Source organism: Nocardia wallacei, from assembly GCF_029869545.1.
Lineage (GTDB): Bacteria > Actinomycetota > Actinomycetes > Mycobacteriales > Mycobacteriaceae > Nocardia > Nocardia wallacei_A.
Window position 1 is genome coordinate 1 of record NZ_JARWQD010000160.1, and the last position, 21,145, is coordinate 21,145.

Genomic DNA, 21,145 nt, shown 5'->3' on the forward strand with positions numbered 1-21,145 from the left:
AAGGTGCCGAACACCCCGATCCCGGGCTACCTCGCGGCCTCCTGGGTGGTGAGCTGCGTGCGCATGCCCTCCCCGGGCCCCGCGACCAACCCGGGGGTGGGCTTGCCTACCGCGACGTGGACGAAGAACGCCGAGCCCCGCCCCTCGACAACCGGCGCCCGGTTGTAGTCGATGACCAGCGCATAGTTGTACTGCGGGTCGGTCTCCCCGAGATTCTCGCTGGCCGAGGTGTCGAACGGGCACTCGTCCGCGAGGCACTGATATTTCTGGTTGTAGAGCGGGCTCGCGGTATCCGACACCCACCACCAGGTATTCGACGAATCCACGGGCAGATAGGGCAGCCGCGACCGCGTGTCGGCCAGGCGGCCGAATGCCTCCGACACGGTGAAGGTGCCCTCCGGCGTGAAGGCCGACCCCTCCCGCGCCTGCGGCGAAATCCCTTCCCTGCCAACCCATGCCGACGTCGACAGCGTGCGCTTCCAGCGGCTGCCACGCTGCCACAGCTCCAGCGTTCCGTGGTCCGCGCCGCGCGGCGCCGTCACCCACAGGACCTGCGTGCCCGGAACGGCATCCGCGTCGAACGGTGGCTCATCGGCCGTGAGCCGTGGCACCAGTAGCAGAATTCCGGTCACCGCCAAGATCACCACCACCACCGTGGCGATCACCCAGCCAGCCTTGTTCCGAAAATCGCTGTTGGCCATTGCCGTTCACGTCCCTGCCGGTCGATCGATCCCGAATCCGCTGCGCCGATCACGCCCGAAAAACCCTCGAGCGCGAACGATGCCGAAATCTACACCGCCCGAGCCACGTTCGGTGGGCGATGGCGCACTACCGCGCGCCGGATCGATCTTTCATGGTGACGCGCGGAGCCCGTCGAGGACGAAGGGTAGGGCGGACTGCCAGGCGGAGGTTCCGGCGTGCTCGCCGAGTAGGGACAGTGCCCAGAGCAGGTTCACCACGTCGTGGTCGGTGGCGTCGGGGCGGATCGCGCCGGCCGTGCGGGCGCGGTCGAGGACGGCGGAGAAGTGGGTCATGCCCCGGGTGCATGCCTGGGCCAGTACGGCCGCGGCGGGGTGGTCGCCGGTGAACGCCTCCAGCAGGCCGCGGTCGGCGGCGAGCCGACCGAGCATGTTCTCGACGAAGCCGGTGAACGCCGTCCACGGATCCGGTTCGGCCGCAGCCTGTTCGGCGAATTCGTCGAGGGCGGTCAGGCGGGGCGGGAGCAGCGCGTCGATGAGGGCGTCGCGGGTCGGGAAGTGGTTGTACAGGGTGCCGATGCTGACTCCGGCCCGCCGGGCGATCTCCTCCAGCGAGCCCGCCAAACCCTGCTCGGTGAAAACGCCCGCCGCCTCGTGCAGCAGCCGATCGCGGTTGCGGGCTGCGTCGCGGCGCATCGGTTTCGTCACGGCGGTCATTCTACAAAACTTGAGGCACCCCTCAATCTAGTGATAGCGTCGAAATCGAAACTGAGGCACCCCTCAATATTTGGAGGAGATCGAATGACCACCCCAACAGCGGCGATCATCGGCGCCGGACCGGGCCTGGGCATGTCCATGGCCCGCCGCTTCGGCCGCGAGGGATACCGCGTCGCCCTGGTCTCGCGCAGCGCGGACCGCCACGGCGCCTACCTCGCCGACCTCGCCACCCACGGCATCGACGCGACCGCCCACGCCGCCGACGTCACCGATGCGGAGCGCTTGACGACGGTGCTGTCCGAGATCGGCGCGGTCGAGTTCGCCTACTACGGCCCGGGCCCGGCGCAGCCGATCGTCCCGATCACCGATATCGACGTCGAGGTCGCGCGATCGGCATTCGACTGGGTCTGGCCCGCCGTGCGGGTCGTCGGCGCCGTCCTGCCCGGCATGCTCGACCGGGGCGCGGGCGGGCTGATGTTCGCCGGTGGACTGTCCAGCGTGCGGCCGATGCCGATGCTCGGTCAGCTCGTGCTGCCGGTCGCGGCCCTGCGCAACTACGCGCTCACCCTGCACGCCGCGCTCGCCGACCGCGGCGTGTACGCGGGCACCCTCACCATCGGCGGCCTGGTGGAACGCGGCGACATCCACGCCATGGTCACCGCGGATCCGGCGAAATTCGGTGCCGCCGAAGGACATACGCTCGACCCGGACCGGCTCGCCGAGGCAGCGTGGGAGATGTATCGCACCCGCACCCGCGCGGAGCAGGTGTTCGACGCCCTCGGCTCGTAGGCCGATACGCTCGCCCCCATGGGCTTCACGCATCGGATCCGAGTCAGGTACGGCGACTGCGATATGCAGGGAGTCGTGTTCAACGCCAACTACTTCGCGTTCGTCGACGACACGATCGACATGTGGCTCCAGGATGCCCTGGGCGCGGACTACCTCGGCGGCTTCGACTACTCGGTCAAGAAGGCGGCGATGGAGTGGTCGTCACCGGCGCGGCTGCGCGAGGTGGTCGAGCTGACGCCGGAGGTGACGCGCTGGGGGCGCACATCGTTCGACGTGGCGGTGCGGCTGGCGGTCGGCGATCGCGCGGTGGGCCGCGCGGAGCTGGTCCTGATCAGCATCGCGCACGACACCTACGAGCCGACACCGGTCCCCGAGCAGGTGCGCGACGCCCTGGGCTGAGCGCACCACCGATTCCGCTGCCGGGCAACATGTCGGACCCGTCTGGCAAGGTGAACCCCACACCGCGGCCGGACCGGCCCGGATCGACAGCCCGCCCCGGCGTCGGGCAGGATATACGGCGCGGACAGCGACTGGGAGGAGCCCAAGGAATGCTGCGGTTGATCATCGGCCTCGCAGCCGGATACGTGCTCGGGACGAAGGCCGGGCGGGCGCGCTACGAGCAGATCAGCAAGACCACCCGCGCCATCACCGCCAGCCCGGTCACCCGCAAGGTCCTGCAGGTGGGTAGGCAGAAGCTGTCCGACAAGCTCAACACCCAGCCCAGGCTGGAGCCCATGGAGCCGCTCGACGAGCGCACCACGATCATGATCCCGCAGGATCAGCTGCGCCGCTGAGCGCGCGTCACCGTCCCGCTCAGCCCACGGCGAAGTCGCCGCCGTTGCCCATGGCTTGGGCTAGGAGGCTCTTGCGGTATTGCTCCAGGGCGACGAGGTCGCCGAACAGGGCCATGTAGGCGTCGGGCTGTTCGGTGGAGGACACGCGCTGGAGTTTGGACTTCAGTTCGGCGATCTGGCGGCCCACCCATGCCTCCTGGGTCCGGGCCAGCACGCCGGTGATGAAGCGCTGGATATCGTCGACCGACTTGACCGGAAGCGGCTCGGCGGACAGTTCCGACACCAGGGCGCGCAGGGTGAGGTCGTCGGTGTGGTCGGCGACCCGGGTCACCCACTCGGAACCGCCCAGGCCCGCGCCGGTCCCGCCCGCCTCGGCGATCGCCGCCCGCACCGCGACATAGGCGGGATGGGTGAACGCCTCCGGCTCGAGCGCATCGAATATGGGCCCGGCCAGCGCCGGGTACTGCAGCGCGGCCGCCAGCACCTGCCGCTGCGGCACCAGCACCGGATCGTTCGGATTGGGGCGAGCCGCCGGATGCTCGGAAACCGTTGCGGCGGGAGCGGATTCGCGCACCGGCGCGCCACCCTTGCGGGGACCGCGGCGCGCGGCATCCCCCACGCGCCGCACCACCAGCTGGATGTCGTCCCAGCCGACCCACCCGGCCAGTTTGGTCGCGTACGCCTTGCGCAGCGCGTTGTCCTTGATCTGCGCCACCACCGGCACCGCCCGGCGCAGCGCCTCCACCTGGCCCTCGGGGGTGTCCAGGTTGTGGTCGGCGAGCAGGCCGCGAATCACGAACTCGTACAACGGCACCCGCCGCGCCACCAGATCGCGGACCGCGCCGTCGCCCGAGCGCTGCCGCAACTCGCACGGATCCTGACCGTCGGGGGCTACCGCGATGTAGGTCTGCCCGGCCAGCTTCTGATCCCCGGAGAAGGCCTTCAGCGCCGCCGCCTGACCGGCCTCGTCACCGTCGAAGGTGTAGATGATCTCGCCGCGCCAGAAGTTGTCGTCCATCAGCAGCCGCCGCAGCACCGACAGATGCTCGTCGCCGAAGGCGGTGCCACAGGAGGCCACGGCGGTCTTCACGCCCGACAGATGCATCGCCATCACGTCGGTGTAGCCCTCGACCACGACCGCCTGATGGCTCTTGGCGATCTCCCGCTTGGCCAGGTCCAGCCCGAACAGCACCTGAGACTTCTTGTACAGCACCGTTTCCGGCGTATTGATGTACTTCGCGGTCATCTGGTCGTCGTCGAACAGACGGCGCGCGCCGAAGCCGATGATGTCGCCGCCCAGATTGCGGATCGGCCACAGCAGCCGCCGATGGAACCGGTCGATCGGGCCGTGGCGGCCGGGCTTCGCGAGCCCCGCCGCCTCCAGCTCCTTGACGTCGAATCCCTTGCGCAGCAAGTGTTTCGTGAGGCTGTCCCACCCGGCGGGCGCGTAACCGCAGCCGAACTGCCGGGCGGCGTTGCCGTCGAAGTTGCGGTCGGTGAGATATTTGCGGGCGACCTCGGCGCCCGGCTCGTTGAGCTGCGCGGCGTAGAACTCGTGCGCGGCGGCATTGGCGGCGACCAGCCGCGAGCGGGTGCCGCGGTCGCGCTGCACCGAGGTGCCGCCGCCCTCGTAGTTGATCTGGTAGCCGATCCGGTCGGCCATCTGCTCGACGGCCTCGACGAATCCCACATGGTCGATCTTCTGCAGGAACGCGAAGACGTCGCCGCTCTCGCCGCAACCGAAGCAGTGGAAATGACTGTGGTTGGGGCGCACGTGGAACGACGGCGTCTTCTCATCGTGGAAGGGGCACAACCCCTTCAGCGAATCCGCACCGGCCCGCTTGAGCGAGACGTACTCGCCGACGACGTCCTCGATGCGCACGCGTTCACGTATTGCCGCGATATCGCGATCTGGGAGTCGTCCGGCCACGATCACCGAGTGTAGCCGCGTGCTCGGCGTGTCTCCGACCTGGACGGCGCCGCCGGGTGGCCTCAGGGAACGGCCGCCGCCACCCGCTCCAAGCGGCTTTCGGTGTAGGAGGCGATCTGGTCGACGATCACCCGGACGCGGGCGGTGTCGTCGGCGGCCTCCTCCCACCAGGGCAGCAGCACCGCGTCCAGGCTCCGCGGCGCCGACTCCAGCAGATGCGCGGCGACCCGCAGGAGGCGTTCGCGCTGGGCGGCCTGCCGCTTGTTGTGCTCCGGATCCGACATCACATACCGCAGCGCGACCGTCTTGAGCATCGCCACCTCGGCGGCGACGATGCGCGGCACCTCGAGGTCGGCGGCGTAGCGCGACAGCCGCCGCCCGCCCCACGCCTCCCGGGTCGCCTCGACCGCGGCGGTGGCGAACCGCCCGACCAGGTCGCTGGTCAGCCGCTTCAGCTCCACCGAGGCGCGCAGGGTGCCGTCGTATCCGGCCGCCGCGGCGATCACCGGCAGTTCCGAGAGGCGTTCGGCCGCGCCGATCAGTTCGTCGAGGGTCAGGGTGCGGTGCTGTGCCCGGCCCAGTTCGGCGAGGGCCGCCTGCTCGACGGGATCGGCGAGGGCGCGCAGATCGATGCGGCCCGCGATCACGCCGTCCTCGACATCGTGCACCGAGTAGGCGACGTCGTCGGACCAGTCCATGACCTGCGATTCCAGGCACTGCCGCCGCGGCGGGGCGCCCTCGCGCACCCAGTCCAGGCGCGCCAGATCCACCTCGTAGGCGCCGAACTTCGAGTTCGAAGCCGTTCTGCCCCAGGGGTATTTGACGGTCGCGTCCAGCGCGGCCCGGGTGAGGTTCAGGCCGAAGCTCTCGCCCGCGCCGTCGAATACCTTCGGCTCCAGGCGGGTGAGAATGCGCAGGTTCTGGGCGTTGCCCTCGAAGCCGCCGTGCTCGTCGGCGAACTGGTCGAGCGCGCGCTCACCGTTGTGGCCGTAGGGCGGATGGCCGATATCGTGCGCCAGCCCGGCCAGATCCACCAGGTCCGGATCGCAGCCCAGCCCCTCGGCGATGCTGCGGCCGATCTGGGCCACCTCGAGGGAATGGGTCAGCCGGGTGCGCGGGGTGTCGCCGTCGCGCGGGCCCATCACCTGGGTCTTGTCGGCGAGGCGGCGCAGCGCGGCCGAGTGCAGGACCCGCGCTCGATCGCGCGCGAAGTCGGTGCGGCGCGCCGGGGCGGGCGACCACCGCAGCCCCGCCGTGGACGTCGCCTCCGGCACCATCCGCTCTCGGTCCGGATCGGCGTAGGCAGGTACGAAATTCACTGTTCCGCAGTGTATTTGAAGTCGGCGGAGAAGTGGGTGAGGTGGTACCAGAGCAGGGCGGCCGTCTCGCGGGCGATGCCGTGCAGCTGCGATTCGCGGGTGTAGACGGCCGGACCGGTGCGGGTCGGCGCGGTCCACGCCTCCAGGCCCTGGTCGCGGGTCATGGTGCGGGTGCGCAGCGAATGCCAGGGGTCGCTGACCAGGACCGCCGACGACAGCTCGCGCTCGTGCATCGCGTCGGCGACGGCCTCGATGCTCTGCAGCGTGTCCGATCCGGACTCCACCGCCACGATCCGGTCCCCCGGCACGCCGCGGTCCTCCAGGTAGGTTTTTCCGGCGGCGGCCTCGGTGTAGTTGTCGCCGACGCGTTTGCCGCCGACGGTGATCACCAGCGGCGCCACGCCGCGCCCGAACAGCTTGTGCGCCTGCTCGAGCCGGGCCTGGAACACCGAGGAGGGCGTGCCGTTGTACTGCGCGGCACCCAGCACCACGATGGCATCCGCGCGCGAATAGTCGTCGATGCGCGCCACCTGCCACACCCGCACCGCGGTGCCGCCGACCAGCACGATCGCCATCAGCACCGTGCCCAGGATCAACCGGCGCGCCCACCGCAGTGCGCCGGACCCGCCCCGGCGCGCGGCGGGCGCGGGGTTGGGTGGACGCGTCGTTGCTGGGCGGGTGGGGGCCGATGGCATTCCCCGAGTCTGCCAGCGGTCGGTCACGCCGAGGTTGCGGTGTGACGTGTGCGGCATCCAGCGCTTTCTCACCAACCGCGGCGGCGCCACTCGCCCAGGTGCGGACGCTCCGCCCCGAGCGTGGTGTCGTCGCCGTGGCCCGGGTAGACCACCGTGTCGTCGCCGTAGCGATCGAACAGTTTGCCGGTGACATCGCCGTACAGCGAGTCGAACGCCTCCGGCGACCCGGTCTTGCCGACACCCCCCGGGAACAGCGAGTCGCCGGTGAACAGGTGGGTGCGCCCGGCACCGTCGGTGAGCGCCAGCGCCACCGAGCCCGGTGTGTGGCCGCGCAGGTGGATCACCGCGAGCGCCAGGTCGCCGACGTGCACCGTGTCGCCGTCGGCCAGCAGTCTGTCGGGCCGGATCGGGAGCGGGGCGGAATCCAGTTCGTGGGCGGCGGTGGGGACGCCGGTCTCGGCCGCCACCTCCGCCAGCGCCTGCCAGTGGTCGGGATGCTGGTGGGTGGTGACGATCAGCCGCACCTGCCCGGACACCTCCTGGCCCACCAGCTCGAGAATCCGAGCCGACTCGTTGGCCGCGTCTATCAGCAGCGCGGCGCCGGTGGCGGCGTCCTGCACCAGATAGCAGTTGTTGTCCATCGGGCCGACCGACATCTTCACGATGCGCGCACCGGGCACCTCGCGCTGCTGCGGGTGCGAGCCCGGCGAAACGTGGCCGGTGTACGGGGTTTCGATCGTGATCATCTGCCCGATCGTAGCGCGCGGCACCGACCGGACCGGGGTCGCGAGTGCCGATGATGAGTTTGCGGCCGGGCCCGAGTCCCTACCTGATGAATCCGTCCATTCCGAACAAGGAGTTCACGATGAATCGTCCGGCCGTGGTGTCCCGGAACGAGTGGCTGACCGCGCGCAAGCGGCTGCTCGCCGAGGAGAAGGAACTCACCCGCCGCATGGACGCGCTGGCCGAACGGCGGCGCGAACTACCCATGGTGAAGATCGACAAGGAGTACGTATTCGAGTGCGCCACAGGCAAAGTCGGCCTGGCGGATCTGTTCGAGGGCCGCCGTCAGCTCATCGTCTATCACATGATGTGGCGCTGGGACCTCGACGCGGGCTGCCCCAGTTGCGCGCTGCTGCTCGACAACGTCGGGCCGGTCGCCCACCTCAACGCCGTGGACACCACCTTCGCGGCGGTGTCACGCGGGCCGTGGGACACCCTGCGGCGCTACCGGGAGCGGATGGGGTGGGCGTTCCCCATGTACTCCTCCTACGGCAGCGATTTCAACTACGACTTCCACGTCACCATGGACGAGTCCGTGGCGCCGGTGGAATACAACTACCTCACCAAGTCCGAGCTGCTGGACCGCGAGATGCCGTGGTTCGTCGACGGCGAGCAGCCCGGCACCAGCGTGTTCTGGCGCGATGACGACGGCGCGGTGTTCCATACGTTCTCGTCCTATGCCCGCGGTGGCGACGTCCTCATCGGCACCCACAACTATCTCGACCTCACCCCGCTGGGCCGCGGGATGCATGTCGGCGAGCGGGTGCATCGCGATCGCTACGACTCACCCCCGGTGCCCTGCCACTAACACCGTCGTGCCGCCGTCGGGTCCCGGGAACGGCGGCGGCGCAACCACATTCGGCCGAACCGTCGGCGCACGTCGGGTATCAGCAACAGCGGCAGGAGCACCAGGCCCACGGCGAGGATCAGCCAGGTGTAGGCGTAACTCGCCGTCTCCACAACGATATTCAGCGCGACGACGAGCGCACACGGCACCGCCACCACGACGAACAGCACGGTGTAGCCCCACGCGCGGGACTGCCCGGCGGTGACGGCCGCGGCGCCGAACAGCACCAGCCCGCACAGCGCCACCATGGCGACGCGAAATTCGAACAGCCACCCGAGCCGGTCCCGGGCCGTGCGCGCAGAGTCCCCCGGGGTCACCACTACTCCCTAGCCGTAACTCACGCCGCATCGCGCGGATCCCCCCGCGCAGCACCAACTTTGGCGAACACAATACTGCGAACGCACGAGTTCGGCATCCCCTGGCCGCAATTCGCCGCGGCGGTCCGGTGTCAGGGACGCAGGACGATCTTGCCGCGGATGTGACCCCGCTCCAGTTCGCGATAGGCGTCGCGGACCTGGGCGAGGGGGTAGGTGGCGGCGATCGGGATCTCCAGCGTGCCCGCCGCGGCGAGGTCGGCCAGTTCGGCGACGACGTCGATGGTGTCGGCGGCGGCATTGCCCTCCGCCTTGACGCCGTATCTCGCCACGGCAGGGAAGTCGACCACGGTGTCGATGCGGTCGGGATGGACGCCGAGGTCGATCGCCAGGTCGACGTATCCGGAACCGTAGAGGTCGATGAAGGCGTCGACCCCCTCGGGCGCGACCGAGCGGATCCGCTCGGCCAGCCGGTCGCCGTAGGAAACGGGTACCACGCCCAGCGACCGCAGCCACTCGTGATTGTCGGCACCGACGATGCCGATCACCGTCGCGCCGCGCGCCCGAAGCAGTTGCACCGCAATCGAACCCACTCCCCCGGCGGCCGCCGACACCGCCACCGTATCGCCCTGCTTGGCCGCGACCGCCCGCACCGCCGCGAAGGCCGTCGTCCCGGCCACGAACAGCGAGCCCGCGACATCCCAGGACAGGCCGGCCGGTTTGGGCGCCACCTGCTCCGCGGGCACCACGACATGCGTGGCGTGGGCCGCGCGGCCGTGGGTGAAACCGACCACCTCGGCACCGGCGGCGATCCCGCTGACGCCCGCCCCGACCGCGGCGATGCGGCCCGCGAAATCGCTGCCCTGCCCGGACGGGAACGTGGCCGGGAAGATGTCGTGCAGGGCGCCGCTGCGGATCTTGCCCTCGCCGGGATTGACGGCGGTCGCGACGACCGCGACGGCCACCTCCCCCGGGCCAGGCGCCGGATCGGGGACCTCCACCACGTTCAGCACATCGACATCGCCGTACTCATCGAACCTGACCGCCTGCGCCATGGCTGCACCTTCCTGTCCGGGGCATCTCGTGGGAGCGAACAGTCGACCACGCAAGAATAATTCCCACGGGTGAACTCGGCGGTCACTCGCGGCGGCGCAGGTAATCCGCGAGGATCGGGCCGATCACCTCGAGCGCCTCGGGGCTGGTGAGCCGGTTGTGGCCGAATCCGACACTCCGGTCGTTCCAGGAGAAAGGGAAAATCCGTCGTCATCATGCTCCGCACGACGAGCATCGGCAGCGGCGCGTCAAGGGGCCGAAAGTCCTTGTTCCACAATCCCGGTTGCTCACATCCGGGATAGAACTGACCGAGCATGTTCCCCTGCTCGACGAATTTGCTCTTGAATTCGGAGTGGATCGCATCGATCACGGCACAGTCGATCAGATCCGGAAATACCGTGATCATTGCGCGCAGCACCGAAGTGGAACTTCCGTTGCCCGTCGGCAGCGTCGGATACACCTCGAGCGCGTCGGCGATTATCGTGCGTATCAGGTCCAGCCGCGGCCGCGGGCCGGGAATATGCCCTATCCACAACAGATCTCGCGTCATCGAGGGCCGCACGAACGGGCACACCGGACCGTCCCGGCCCAGCTCATCGCATGGGAGGGTGAGGAACCAGTCCGCCCACACCCGGAATACGCCGGCCGATCGGCTCTCGGCCGAACCGACCGTTTCGATTTCCGACAACGAGACCCACCGCAGCCCCGACCGGGGGCCGACAACACTCTCACTCATTGCTTCCACCTCGCGGCAGGATGCGACGACTGACGCCGTGATTACGGCGATGCACCCCTGCAATATTCATATTGCCGGAGCGAGGCGATACGTTTCACGAGTAGTCGGCTACCCCAATTCCCGGGGACCCGAATTGACTGGGCTTCGTGAGCCGCGCTAATGGACCATGTAGCCGATAACGACACCGAAAATCTGAAAATGATTCTTACGGTATCGATATCGCCTACCCCGGCCCCTATGCTCCGACCAGCCGCTGCGCCAGATAACCCTCGACCTGATCGAGCGCGATCCGCTCCTGCGCCATGGAATCCCGCTCGCGCACGGTCACGGCCTGATCCTCGAGCGTGTCGAAGTCGACGGTGATGCAGAACGGGGTGCCGATCTCGTCCTGGCGGCGGTAGCGCTTGCCGATCGCCTGCGCGTCGTCGAACTGCACGTTCCAGTTCTTGCGCAGCTGCGCGGCGAGGTCGCGCGCCTTCGGCGACAGATCGGCGTTGCGCGACAACGGAAGTACGGCCGCCTTCACCGGCGCCAGGCGGCGGTCCAGGCGCAGCACGGTGCGCTTCTCCATGGCGCCCTTGGCATTCGGCGCCTCGTCCTCGGTGTAGGCGTCGATCAGGAAGGCCATCAGCGAGCGGGTCAGGCCCGCCGCGGGCTCGATCACGTATGGGATGTAGCGCTCGCCGGTGGCCTGGTCGAAGTAGTTCAGCTCCTGACCCGAATGCTCCGAATGCGTCTTCAGGTCGAAGTCGGTGCGGTTGGCCACGCCCTCCAGCTCACCCCACTCGCTGCCCTGGAAGTGGAAGCGGTACTCGATGTCGACCGTGCGGGTCGAGTAGTGCGACAGCTTCTCCTTCGGATGCTCGTAGAGCCGCAGGTTCTCCGGGTCGATGCCCAGGTCGGTGTACCAGGCCAGGCGCGTGTCGATCCAGTACTGGTGCCACTGCTCGTCCTCGCCCGGCTTGACGAAGAACTCCATCTCCATCTGCTCGAACTCGCGGGTGCGGAAGATGAAGTTGCCCGGGGTGATCTCGTTGCGGAAGCTCTTGCCGATCTGCGCGATGCCGAACGGCGGCTTCTTGCGCGCGGTGGTCATCACGTTGGAGAAGTTGACGAAGATGCCCTGGGCGGTCTCCGGGCGCAGGTAGTGCAGGCCCTCCTCGGTCTCGATCGGGCCGAGGTAGGTCTTGAGCATCATGTTGAAGTCGCGCGGCTCGGTCCACCGGCCGACGGTGCCGCAGTCCGGGCAGGCGACCGAGGCCATGGGGACCGTGTCCGGGTCCTCGATCTTGTTCTTCTCCGCGTACGCCTCCTGCAGGTGGTCCTGCCGGTGCCGGTGATGGCAGTTCAGGCATTCGACCAGCGGATCGTTGAATACCGAGACGTGGCCGGAGGCGACCCACACCGGGCGCGGCAGAATGATCGAGGAGTCCAGGCCCACCACGTCGTCGCGGCTGGTCACCATGGACCGCCACCACTGCCGCTTGATGTTCTCCTTCAGCTCCACACCCAGCGGGCCGTAGTCCCACGCCGACCTGGTGCCTCCGTAGATCTCACCACTGGGGAACACGAGACCCCGGCGCTTGGCGAGATTGGCGACGGTGTCGACCTTCGACTTGGGTGCCACGACTGAAGCTCTCCCTCTGGATGGGTGTGAAAGGTGATTCGACCCAGGGTATAGGCACTGGCCATGGCTGGTCGAAGCAGTATCGGCGGGGGGGTGAGCGTGTCGGATTGACATGCGCACGTTTGCATATCAATAATGGCATCGGTTTCCAATAAGGAGTTGGTTCGATGACCACCGACAGTGGTGTCCCCGCACGGCGTAGCCGCGTCGCCGTGGAGGCACCCACCCCGATCCCGCACGACCCGTATCCGTACCGCGCGCCCAGCGCTCCGGAGGTGCCACCGCGAGGCGTCCTGGACAACGCGGGCGAGCTGCTACGCGCACTGGCCGCCCCGGTGCGCATCGCGATCGTGCTGCAGCTGCGCGAGTCCCCGCGCTGCGTGCACGAATTGGTCGATACCCTGGGCGTGACGCAGCCGCTGGTGAGCCAGCACCTGCGCATCCTGAAGTCGGCGGGCGTGGTGCGCGGTGAGCGCACCGGGCGCGAGGTGATCTACGAACTCGTCGACGACCACCTGGCGCGTATCGTCGTCGACGCCGTCGCACATGCCGAGGAAGGGTGATTCGTGCCGGACCACACGGGCACAGCCGAGAAGACTGTCGGGATTCGCAGTACCCGCCAGCGCAGCGCGATCGCCGCGCTGCTCGGTGATATCGAAGAGTTCCGCTCCGCCCAGGAGCTGCACGACGAGCTGCGCCGCCGCGGCGAGGGCATCGGCCTGACCACCGTCTACCGCACCCTGCAGTCGCTGGCCGAGGCGGGCAAGGTGGACGTGCTGCGCACCGACACCGGCGAGTCGGTCTACCGCCAGTGCTCCAAGGGCCACCACCACCATCTGGTCTGCCGCCACTGCGGCCGCACCGTGGAGGTGGAGGGCCCGACCGTCGAGGCATGGGCCGAATCCGTCGCCGCCTCGCACGGCTTCACCGACATCAGCCACACCATGGAGGTCTTCGGCACCTGCCGCCAGTGCGCCGCCGTCCGCGACGGCCACACGGCCCGAGCCTGACCCACCTCACGCACCCCCTACCAGTCCCCGCACCCCCTACATGGCCCTGCAAGCAGTGCGAGGTCGAACAAAGAGTGCGTGAATAGCTGCGCCCCGCCCGGCTCAGTTCGATTACCCGCCGTGCGGGGCTCGGCTCAGTTCGATTACCCGCCGTGCGGGCGTCCTGGCGCCCGGACGGCGGGTAGTGGATTCGTGCGGGATCAGGCGGCTACCGGCTGGGGCTCTGGTGTGGTGCGGCTGGGGCGCAGGGCGCCGAGGGCCAGTAGCAGCAGGGCGGCGGCCGCCCAGCACAGCAACACCAGCAGGGGGGTCATGGCGCCCGCGCCGTCGAAGAAGGCGACCGAGCGGAGCAGGGTCGCGGCGGCGCCCGGCGGCAGCAGCTGGCCGATCGTGCCCCAGGGCTGCGGCAGCATCTCGGGGGCGGAGGTGGCGGCGGAGAACGGGTTGCCGATCAGCAGCATGACCAGTGCGCCGAGGCCGATCCCCGCCTCGCCGAGCACGGTGTACAGCCCGGCGACCGTGCCCGCGACCGCGAAGGACACCAGGCCCGCGATGGCGGACAGGGTGAGGTACGAGCCAGGCAGCAGCTGGAACCAGCCCTGCGCCACCGCCATACTCAGCAGCCCCGCCGCGATGCCGAAGGTAACCAACCCGAGCAGCCGCGCACCGGCCGTCTTCACCAGCAGGCTCAGCAGCACACCGGCGGCGAGGCCCGCCATCACCAGCGGCAGCACCATGGCGCCGAACCCGGTACCGCGCGGATCATCCGGATCGGCGGGCACGACATCCTGCACCGGCGCGGCCGGGGCGCCCGAGAGCTGCTGCGCGATCGCCGTGAGTTGTTGCGCCACAACGGGACTCGCGGCCGAGGCGACCAGCACCCGCGGCGCCCCGCCACCGGTGACGATCGCGCCGTAGGCGTCGCGGTCTTCGATGGCCGCGCGGGCGGCGGCCTCGTCGGCGACGGTGGTGATCTCGAAGGCATCGCGATCGTGCTCGGCCAGCTTGCCCGCCACCATCGGCGCCTGCGGTCCGGCCACCGCGATCGGTAGATCGTGCGGCTTCAGGTTGGCGGCCGGCCAGGCGAAGGCGATCAGCATGACGGCTTGGATCAGCGCGGCGGCGAGGCCCACCGCGACGGCGCGCGACGTGGCGTTCATGACGTACTCCCAGAAAATCGGATAGTCGTTCTTTTTGGTGCACCTACGGTCGCATCGGCGGCCCGTCTTGTCAAGAACGGATATTCGTTTTATTTTTGGATCATGCCCCGAGTCAGCGAGGAACACCTCGAACGCCGCCGCCAGCAGATCCTCGACGCCGCGCAGCAGTGTTTCGCCCGCAAGGGGTTCCACGCGACGTCGATGCAGGATGTCTTCGCCGAGTCGGGGCTGTCGGCGGGCGCGGTCTACCGCTACTTCAAGAGCAAGGACGAACTCATCGCGGCCCTGGCCGCCGATTCCACCGCCCTGCTGCGCGGTGTCATGGAGGGCGTCATCCACGCCGACCCGCTGCCGGAGCCCGCGGAGGTGGTCAGGGCGCTCACCGCGGAGATCTCCCGGCTCAGCGCCGCCGGTGGTCGCGTCCGGCTGGCGCCGCACGCCTGGGCGCTGGCGCTCACCGACGCCACCGTCCACGGGTACGTCAGCACCGCCATGGGTATGCTGCGCGAGCGCTGGCGGGAATACGCGGAGCGCATGGTCGAGGCCGGTTGGCTACCCGCCGACGCCGATACCCGGGCCGTCGCGCAGGTCCTGCTCGGGGTGCTCCCGGGTTTCGTCCTGCAGCATCTGATCCTCGACGACATCACGTCCGAGTCCATTGCCCGGGGGGTCGAGCTGCTCCTGCCCGGGTTCAGGCGCCCGGCGTAGCGCTGCGGATCCCGGCCGAAAGCACGCCGGGAATGTCGGAGAACGACGCCGGGAATGCTGGAGGAGGGCGCCGGGATGCGGATCCTCAGGGCACCAGCCCCTGCCGGGCGCGCCCCGCGCCGGACAGCACCAGCAGCAGCATTGTGGTCAGGGCCTCGTCGTCGAGTCCGGCGGCGGGGAAGGTGTAGCGCAGGATGACGTCGGCGAGCTTCTCGTGGCTGATGATCGTGATCGAGCCGAACTGCAGGGCGCTGTTGCGGTCGGCGACCCGCTTGTGCAGTTGCGGCTTGAGCGGGCGGTCCCACGCCAGCACGCAGGTGAGGGTGAGCACGTCCAGGCCCGGTGACAGGTTCACCCCGCGCAGCGAGCACAGCGCGCCCTCGTACTCGAAGCCGAAACCGCCGTCCTCGATCCGCACGTCGATGTCGTACTGGCCCAGGCAGGCACCGGCGCGTACCTGCAGTTCCTGCGCCGAACTCAATTCGGTCATTTCACCCCACCGAATCGGCGATCGCGCTTGGCGTACTCCACGCAGGCCTCCCACAGGTTGCGGCGGTCGAAATCGGGGAACAGGGTGTGCTGGTAGACGAACTCGGCGTAGGCCGACTGCCAGATCAGGAAGTTCGAGCTGCGCAACTCCCCGGACGGCCGCAGGAACAGGTCCACATCGGGCATGTCCGGCTCGTCGAGATACTTGGCGAAGGTGGCCTCGTCGACCTTCTCCGGATCCAGCTCCCCCGCCGCCACCCGACGCGCGATTTCCCTTGCGGCGTCGGCGATTTCGGAACGGCCACCGTAGTTGACGCACATGGTGAGGTTCATCACCGTGTTGTCCTTGGTGAGCTCCTCGGCGATCTCCAGTTCCTTGATCACGCTGCGCCACAACCGCGGTCGCCGTCCCGCCCAGCGCACCCGCACGCCCATCTCGTGCATCTCGTCGCGGCGGCGGCGGATCACGTCGCGGTTGAAGCCCATGAGGAAGCGCACCTCCTCCGGGCTGCGCCGCCAGTTCTCGGTCGAAAAGGCATAGGCGGACAGCCATTTCACGCCGATCTCGATGCAGCCCTCGACGGTGTCCATCAGCACCGCCTCGCCGCGCTCGTGCCCGGCCGTGCGCGGCAGCCCGCGCTCCTGCGCCCACCGCCCGTTGCCGTCCATCACCAGCGCCACATGCCTGGGCACGAACTGCGCCGGTAACTCCGGCGCCTTGGCGCCCGACGGATGCGGCGACGGCGGGCGAATCGCGCGGGCGGGTCGAGCCGTGGTGGGTGTGCGATTACCGATCACGGGTCCATCCTGCATCACGGCCGCCGCGCATCGGTCCACGGCCACAGGATCTCCACAAATCACGCCGGTCGTGTCCCACTCACAGCCGGTCCGTGAGCGCCCGCATACGCTGCGCCGCCCCGCTGCCGTCGCGCCAGGTGCAGGCGATCCCGAGGGCGGCGACGCGGCCGGTGTCGAGGACGTGGCGGATGGCTGTGGCGACGGCGGGGAGGCGGGGGCCGCCCGGGGACGGGAACAGCAGGCCCGGCAGGTCCTGCGGGTCGATCACGTCGCAGTCCAGGTGCAGGTAGAGCGGGGCGTCCGGGAGGTCACCGAGATCGTGTACCGGGCGCTGCCGGATTCGTGCGGTGCGCAGGTACTCCACCTCGGGTGGGTCGAGGTCGCGGCCGTCGACCAGGACCGCCCGCTCCTCGGGGACATCGCGCAGCCCGATCCGCTCGGCCATCAGGTGCCGCCCGTACCCCACCAGCATGCGCAGGGGGAACCCGCCGAGATAGCCGGAGGCCGAGGTCTCCGCCGTCTGCACATCCCCGTGCGCGTCGAACCACACGATGCCCGGTGCCAGTCCCGCGCGCTGCAGTCCCGTCACGGTCCCGAGCGAGGTGGTGCAGTCCCCCGAGACGACCACCGGCCGATCGCCGCCGCGCACGGCCTCGGACACCCGTTCGGCGACCGCTTCGTAGAGCACGGCCATCCGCGCCCACGGATCGTCGACGTCCGGAAGTTCTTGACGCACAACGACATCCGGGTCCACAGGGAGATCGATATCCGGCCGATACTCATCGAGGTGATACGGCAGGGCCAGACGCATGCCGCGAGCGTAGCCCAGCGCTCGTGGCCGGGCAGCCGGATTCGCTGCCCCGGCGGGCCGTGGCGTCACCACGAAGCGGATACCCCTTCTCGATCACGCGCCCAGTAGCGCGATGCCGTACGCGACTATCCACGCGGCCCAGCCGAGCCAGCCGACCAGGCCCGCCACCGCGATCCGGTTGGTCCCGTCCACGTTGTACGGACTGGCCGACGAGGACACGAAAAGCAGTGCGGCGCTGGCATATCCGAGCCACACCTGCCAATCCGGAATGAATCCCGCACCGGCCCCGGCGGCGGAGAAGCCGAGCAGCGCCACGGCCAGGAACAGCTGATTGAACCCGAACAGCACATTGCTCAGCGCCCACAGCGCCACCGTGGAACCCCGATCGTGCCGCGCCGCCGCGGACATCGCGAACCGCAGCGCCTCGACGACGGCGAAGGTGACGTTCTGCATGAGCACCCCGGCGAACCCCACCAGCGCCCACGCCTCGACACCGGTCCCGCCGCGCCACAGCTGCGCCAGCAGCCCGGCCGCGAACACCGTCGTACACACCCACGTCAGCGGCGCGAACACCGACGGCCGCTTCAGCGCATCGCCGACGGCGGCGAAGGACTCCACGACCGCGTCCGGGCTCTGCCCCGACATCGGCATCGGCAGCCGTCCGCGCACATAGAAGGCGTTGACGACGACCGCCAGCACGACGAACCCGATGCCGCCCCATCCCGCCAGATCGGTGAAACTCATCCGAACACCCCTTCCCGAGGTGAAACCTGCCGCCGATCGAGGCGACGGCCCGGGAGGACCTCCCGAATTTGATTTAACGCGTCCTATATTAAATATAGACAGAGGTAGACTGGAGGGCAATGACCGAGGCACAGCCGCAACGCCGGCGCTACGACTCGCTCCGCAGGCAGGCGCAGGCCCATCGCACCCGCGCCGAGATCGCCGACGCCGCCCGCCGGTTGTTCGTCGCCCAGGGCTGGGCGACGACGACGGTGCGCGACGTGGCCCGCGAGGCCGGGGTCTCGGTCCCGACCGTCTACGCCGCCTACACCAACAAGACCGGCCTGGTGTGGGCGCTGGTGGAGGCCGCGGACCTGACCGCCGACATGTCCCGGATGCTCACCGAACTGGAGGGCACCACCGACCCCGGCCACCAGCTCGCCGCGATGGCCGGGTACGACCGCCGCCTGTTCGAACACTCCGCGGACCTGATCGCCCTGATCCGCGAGGCGGCCCGCACCGAGCCCGACCTCGCCGACACCTACCGCCGCGCACGGGAACTGGCCGACCAGACCCGCATCCAGGTCTTCGAATCGTGGCCCGGGGGCACGCTGCGCCCACACCTCGACATCCCCACGGCCGTAGACATTTTCGCCGCCCTGTGCAACGTCGACGTCTACCTCACCCTGACCGTCGAACGCGGCTGGCCCCCGGACCGAGTCGAACGCTGGTGGGCCGACACCCTCACCCGCGAACTGTTGAACGACTGAGCGTCAGCCCGAGCGGCCGGGGCGTCGACCGGTGAGATAGCCCTGAACGGTCGGCGACAACCAGGCGACGATCTCCGCGTCGGTCATGTCCACGGCGGGCGGGAATTTCAAGACGTATCGGCACAGTGCCATGCCGAGAATCTGGGAGGCGACCAGCGCCGCGCGGGTCGGGGCCTCGTCCGGATCCTCGCAGAGTGCGGCGATCAGCGGCGCGAGTTCCGCGGCGAAGATGGCACGCATCCGGTCGGCCGCCCCGGCATTGGTCACCCCCGTACGCAGGAGAATCTGCAGCGCGTTGTCCTCCTGCCAGCGCGCCAGGAAGTGCTCGACCAGCGCGGCACCGACCGAGTCACGCGGCGCATCGGTCAGGTCGGGCAGGCCGAGGTCGAACTCGGCCGCCGCGGCGAACAGCCCGTCCTTGTTGCCGAAATAGCGCATCACCATCGACGGGTCGATACCCGCGTCGGCCGCGACGGCCCGGATGGTGGCCTTCTCGTAACCATCGCCGGCGAAGCGCGCGCGGGCCGCCGCCAGGATCGCGGTCTTCGTTGCGTCTGCGGATCTAGCCATGCCCACAATTGTAGGCCAACATGTGTTGACTTCTGCGCCCGACTGGCCGATAGTTATGCCAACAGGTGTTGGCATGGCCGAATTCGGGCTCGCCCCCGTCTGGGCGGCCGCCGACGCGCTGGCCGCCGCCCGAACCCTGCCGTTCCATGGCAGTCCCTGTGGCACAGCGTCATAACGAAAAGCAGTCCCTCGCAAAGGAATTCATGATGGAGATCGTCAACGACCACCTTGCTGTCAAGGTCCGCCTCACCACGCCAACCGACAACGGGTTTCTCCTGCTGGCAGCGCAGATCGGCGGGTGGGCCGGACCGCTCCCCCTGCCGTCCCCGGCGCGGCGCCGACTGCTTCGGCGGGTGGAACAGGTGTGTGAGCGGCTCGGCCGCAGGGCGGACGTCGTCGAGGTCACCGGTTTCCGCGCCGCGCTGCGACCGCCGGGCGAGGGCGCCCGGGTGCTGCGCCGTCACAATGTGCGGCCAGCGCGGTTCGACGTCGTCGTGCTCGTCCGGACCGGCACCATCGACGATATCGCCACGGTGCGCACCGATCCCGCCTGGCTCGAACTCGTTGCGCTGGCCGAACGGGAATCCGACCGCGTGTACGTCACCGGCGCGTCCAGCCCGGCCCGCATCGCCGACGTCGATCACGGGCCGGACAGCTGGTTCCTGTTCAACTACTTCCACAGCGACGACATGGCCACCAACTACGACGTCTGGGAGTACACCGCGGGCTGGTTCCAGCGCAATACCGATCTGCCCGATTCCGTTCCGATGCAGCCGCTTGCGGGGAATCCGGCCGACTTCAGCATCATCAACCATGCCAGCTGGCCCACGCTGCGCACCTTCCTGCCGACCCTGCTGTTCCATCCGCAGTTCCGCTCGTTCGTGCTCGCCAACTTCTCCGCGAACGGCATTGCCGCACAACCGATCATCTACCGCCGCCTGCGCTGAGGGAAGTACCCGTGCAGCGGCGGTTCCGCCTATCTTCGGCGTAACCGCCGTGGTGCGTCCGGATCAGCCGACCCGGGTTTCCTCCGGCTCGGGTACCGCGCCGTGCGGGCGGGTGCGTTCGATGAGCGGGAGGGTGCGGAGCTGGCGTTCGAGGTGCCATTGCAGGTGGGCCGCGGTGAGGCCGCTGGCCTGGCGGCGCACCGATTCGGAGACGGCCTCGACACCCGACCAGTCGCCGCGGCACAGGGCGCTCATCAGGTCCAGCACACCCACCGCCGGGGTGGCCGAGCCCGGGGGGCGGCAATGTACGCACACCGCTCCCCCGGCGGCCACGTGGAAGGCGCGGTGCGGGCCGGGGGTGGCGCAGCGGGCGCAGTCGTCCAGCGCCGGTGCCCAGCCCGCGAAACCCATGGCGCGCAACAGGAATGCGTCCAGGATCAGCTCGTGCGGGCGCTGCTGGGCGGCGATGGCGCGCAGCGCACCGGCGGTGAGGGTGTGCAGCCGCGGCGCCGGTGCGCGCTCCTCACCGGCCAGCCGCTCGGCGGTCTCCAGCACCGCGCACGCGGTGGTGTAGCGGCCGTAGTCGGCGACGATATCGGCCGCGAACGCCTCGACCGTATGCACCTGGGTGACGGTGTCGAGATTGCGCCCGGGATACAGCTGGACATCGACATAGGCGAACGGCTCCAGCCGCGCCCCGAACTTCGACCGCGTGCGCCGCACCCCCTTGGCCACCGCCCGCACCAGCCCGTGCTGCCGCGTGAGCAGCGTAACGATGCGATCGGCCTCCCCCAGCTTGTGCTGGCGCAGCACCACCGCATGATCACGATACAAACGCACGGCCCCATCCTCCCACG

The 21,145-nt window shown here is 69.3% G+C and carries 26 protein-coding genes; 9 read left to right on the forward strand and 17 right to left on the reverse strand.

The window, feature by feature from the left end; translation table 11 throughout:
- Positions 1 to 26 precede the first annotated feature (26 nt).
- On the reverse strand, positions 27 to 701 hold the full coding sequence (locus QH290_RS12855) for a hypothetical protein (protein ID WP_280382963.1): 675 nt from the start codon (positions 699 to 701) through the stop codon (positions 27 to 29).
- Positions 702 to 851: 150 nt separating this feature from the next.
- Positions 852 to 1,406 (reverse strand): TetR/AcrR family transcriptional regulator, encoded by a 555-nt coding sequence (locus tag QH290_RS12860; protein ID WP_280267998.1) that lies wholly within the window; start codon positions 1,404 to 1,406, stop codon positions 852 to 854.
- A gap of 93 nt (positions 1,407 to 1,499) precedes the next feature.
- Between QH290_RS12860 and QH290_RS12865 the strand changes: the two genes are divergently transcribed.
- From QH290_RS12865 to QH290_RS12875, 3 genes are all read left to right on the forward strand, one after another.
- Positions 1,500 to 2,204, forward strand: coding sequence for an SDR family NAD(P)-dependent oxidoreductase (locus tag QH290_RS12865; protein ID WP_280382964.1), 705 nt, complete (start codon positions 1,500 to 1,502; stop codon positions 2,202 to 2,204).
- 18 nt (positions 2,205 to 2,222) lie between these two features.
- A complete protein-coding gene (locus QH290_RS12870; RefSeq protein ID WP_280382965.1) occupies positions 2,223 to 2,603 on the forward strand; it encodes an acyl-CoA thioesterase in 381 nt (126 codons plus the stop codon).
- A 149-nt stretch (positions 2,604 to 2,752) separates the two neighbouring features.
- Positions 2,753 to 2,998: a hypothetical protein gene (locus QH290_RS12875; protein WP_280268001.1), complete on the forward strand. Its 246-nt coding sequence runs from the start codon at positions 2,753 to 2,755 to the stop codon at positions 2,996 to 2,998.
- Positions 2,999 to 3,017: 19 nt separating this feature from the next.
- Here the strand turns inward: QH290_RS12875 and dnaG are convergent, their stop codons facing one another.
- The 4 genes from dnaG to QH290_RS12895 all read right to left on the reverse strand — a co-directional run bounded on the left by dnaG (position 3,018) and on the right by QH290_RS12895 (position 7,688).
- Positions 3,018 to 4,928 (reverse strand): DNA primase, encoded by a 1,911-nt coding sequence (gene dnaG, locus QH290_RS12880; protein ID WP_280268002.1) that lies wholly within the window; start codon positions 4,926 to 4,928, stop codon positions 3,018 to 3,020.
- Between the two features lie 62 nt (positions 4,929 to 4,990).
- Complete coding sequence (locus QH290_RS12885) at positions 4,991 to 6,247, reverse strand: deoxyguanosinetriphosphate triphosphohydrolase (protein ID WP_280382966.1); 1,257 nt, start codon at positions 6,245 to 6,247, stop codon at positions 4,991 to 4,993.
- Complete coding sequence (locus QH290_RS12890; RefSeq protein WP_280268004.1) at positions 6,244 to 6,942, reverse strand: YdcF family protein; 699 nt, start codon at positions 6,940 to 6,942, stop codon at positions 6,244 to 6,246. The genes QH290_RS12885 and QH290_RS12890 overlap by 4 nt, the downstream gene beginning before the upstream one ends.
- A gap of 68 nt (positions 6,943 to 7,010) precedes the next feature.
- Positions 7,011 to 7,688: an MBL fold metallo-hydrolase gene (locus QH290_RS12895; RefSeq protein ID WP_280268005.1), complete on the reverse strand. Its 678-nt coding sequence runs from the start codon at positions 7,686 to 7,688 to the stop codon at positions 7,011 to 7,013.
- A gap of 119 nt (positions 7,689 to 7,807) precedes the next feature.
- On the opposite strand from QH290_RS12895, the gene QH290_RS12900 reads away from it, so the two are divergent.
- Positions 7,808 to 8,533, forward strand: coding sequence for a DUF899 domain-containing protein (locus tag QH290_RS12900; protein WP_280268006.1), 726 nt, complete (start codon positions 7,808 to 7,810; stop codon positions 8,531 to 8,533).
- Here the strand turns inward: QH290_RS12900 and QH290_RS12905 are convergent.
- The 4 genes from QH290_RS12905 to QH290_RS12920 all read right to left on the reverse strand — a co-directional run bounded on the left by QH290_RS12905 (position 8,530) and on the right by QH290_RS12920 (position 12,302).
- Complete coding sequence (locus tag QH290_RS12905; RefSeq protein WP_280382967.1) at positions 8,530 to 8,889, reverse strand: hypothetical protein; 360 nt, start codon at positions 8,887 to 8,889, stop codon at positions 8,530 to 8,532. The two genes, QH290_RS12900 and QH290_RS12905, sit on opposite strands and share 4 nt — an antisense overlap.
- Positions 8,890 to 9,020: 131 nt before the next feature.
- The gene (locus QH290_RS12910; protein ID WP_280382968.1) at positions 9,021 to 9,941 is read right to left on the reverse strand and encodes an NADP-dependent oxidoreductase; all 921 of its coding nucleotides are present in this window, start codon (positions 9,939 to 9,941) and stop codon (positions 9,021 to 9,023) included.
- On the reverse strand, positions 9,893 to 10,627 hold the full coding sequence (locus QH290_RS12915; RefSeq protein WP_280382969.1) for a DUF6875 domain-containing protein: 735 nt from the start codon (positions 10,625 to 10,627) through the stop codon (positions 9,893 to 9,895). The genes QH290_RS12910 and QH290_RS12915 overlap by 49 nt, the downstream gene beginning before the upstream one ends.
- 283 nt (positions 10,628 to 10,910) lie before the next feature.
- The gene (locus tag QH290_RS12920; RefSeq protein WP_280268010.1) at positions 10,911 to 12,302 is read right to left on the reverse strand and encodes a glycine--tRNA ligase; all 1,392 of its coding nucleotides are present in this window, start codon (positions 12,300 to 12,302) and stop codon (positions 10,911 to 10,913) included.
- A gap of 167 nt (positions 12,303 to 12,469) precedes the next feature.
- On the opposite strand from QH290_RS12920, the gene QH290_RS12925 reads away from it, so the two are divergent.
- Both QH290_RS12925 and QH290_RS12930 read left to right on the forward strand, forming a co-directional pair.
- Positions 12,470 to 12,865, forward strand: coding sequence for an ArsR/SmtB family transcription factor (locus tag QH290_RS12925; protein WP_280382970.1), 396 nt, complete (start codon positions 12,470 to 12,472; stop codon positions 12,863 to 12,865).
- A 3-nt stretch (positions 12,866 to 12,868) separates the two neighbouring features.
- Positions 12,869 to 13,312 (forward strand): Fur family transcriptional regulator, encoded by a 444-nt coding sequence (locus tag QH290_RS12930; protein ID WP_280268012.1) that lies wholly within the window; start codon positions 12,869 to 12,871, stop codon positions 13,310 to 13,312.
- Between the two features lie 200 nt (positions 13,313 to 13,512).
- Here QH290_RS12930 and QH290_RS12935 read toward each other — a convergent pair whose 3' ends face one another.
- A complete protein-coding gene (locus QH290_RS12935; RefSeq protein ID WP_280382971.1) occupies positions 13,513 to 14,472 on the reverse strand; it encodes a hypothetical protein in 960 nt (319 codons plus the stop codon).
- 102 nt (positions 14,473 to 14,574) lie between these two features.
- On the opposite strand from QH290_RS12935, the gene QH290_RS12940 reads away from it, so the two are divergent.
- Positions 14,575 to 15,180 (forward strand): TetR/AcrR family transcriptional regulator, encoded by a 606-nt coding sequence (locus QH290_RS12940; RefSeq protein ID WP_280268455.1) that lies wholly within the window; start codon positions 14,575 to 14,577, stop codon positions 15,178 to 15,180.
- Between the two features lie 85 nt (positions 15,181 to 15,265).
- On the opposite strand, the gene QH290_RS12945 is transcribed toward QH290_RS12940, so the two are convergent.
- The 4 genes from QH290_RS12945 to QH290_RS12960 all read right to left on the reverse strand — a co-directional run bounded on the left by QH290_RS12945 (position 15,266) and on the right by QH290_RS12960 (position 18,022).
- Entirely contained in the window at positions 15,266 to 15,670 is a 405-nt protein-coding gene (locus QH290_RS12945; RefSeq protein ID WP_280268456.1) for a hypothetical protein, read from the reverse strand.
- Positions 15,667 to 16,482 (reverse strand): isoprenyl transferase, encoded by an 816-nt coding sequence (locus tag QH290_RS12950; protein ID WP_280268470.1) that lies wholly within the window; start codon positions 16,480 to 16,482, stop codon positions 15,667 to 15,669. The genes QH290_RS12945 and QH290_RS12950 overlap by 4 nt, the downstream gene beginning before the upstream one ends.
- A gap of 64 nt (positions 16,483 to 16,546) precedes the next feature.
- Complete coding sequence (locus tag QH290_RS12955; RefSeq protein WP_280382972.1) at positions 16,547 to 17,278, reverse strand: arginase family protein; 732 nt, start codon at positions 17,276 to 17,278, stop codon at positions 16,547 to 16,549.
- A 93-nt stretch (positions 17,279 to 17,371) separates the two neighbouring features.
- Positions 17,372 to 18,022 carry a 2-oxoglutarate/malate transporter gene (locus QH290_RS12960; protein ID WP_280268458.1) on the reverse strand — a complete coding sequence of 217 codons (651 nt, stop codon included), beginning with the start codon at positions 18,020 to 18,022 and terminating at the stop codon, positions 17,372 to 17,374.
- Positions 18,023 to 18,141: 119 nt separating this feature from the next.
- Here QH290_RS12960 and QH290_RS12965 point away from each other — a divergent pair, with 119 nt between their 5' ends.
- Positions 18,142 to 18,771 carry a TetR/AcrR family transcriptional regulator gene (locus tag QH290_RS12965; RefSeq protein ID WP_280268459.1) on the forward strand — a complete coding sequence of 210 codons (630 nt, stop codon included), beginning with the start codon at positions 18,142 to 18,144 and terminating at the stop codon, positions 18,769 to 18,771.
- A 3-nt stretch (positions 18,772 to 18,774) separates the two neighbouring features.
- Here QH290_RS12965 and QH290_RS12970 read toward each other — a convergent pair whose 3' ends face one another.
- On the reverse strand, positions 18,775 to 19,341 hold the full coding sequence (locus QH290_RS12970) for a TetR/AcrR family transcriptional regulator (RefSeq protein ID WP_280268460.1): 567 nt from the start codon (positions 19,339 to 19,341) through the stop codon (positions 18,775 to 18,777).
- A 203-nt stretch (positions 19,342 to 19,544) separates the two neighbouring features.
- On the opposite strand from QH290_RS12970, the gene QH290_RS12975 reads away from it, so the two are divergent.
- Entirely contained in the window at positions 19,545 to 20,288 is a 744-nt protein-coding gene (locus QH290_RS12975) for a hypothetical protein (RefSeq protein ID WP_280382973.1), read from the forward strand.
- Positions 20,289 to 20,351: 63 nt separating this feature from the next.
- Here QH290_RS12975 and recO read toward each other — a convergent pair whose 3' ends face one another.
- A complete protein-coding gene (gene recO, locus QH290_RS12980; protein ID WP_280382974.1) occupies positions 20,352 to 21,128 on the reverse strand; it encodes a DNA repair protein RecO in 777 nt (258 codons plus the stop codon).
- Positions 21,129 to 21,145: the final 17 nt, after the last annotated feature.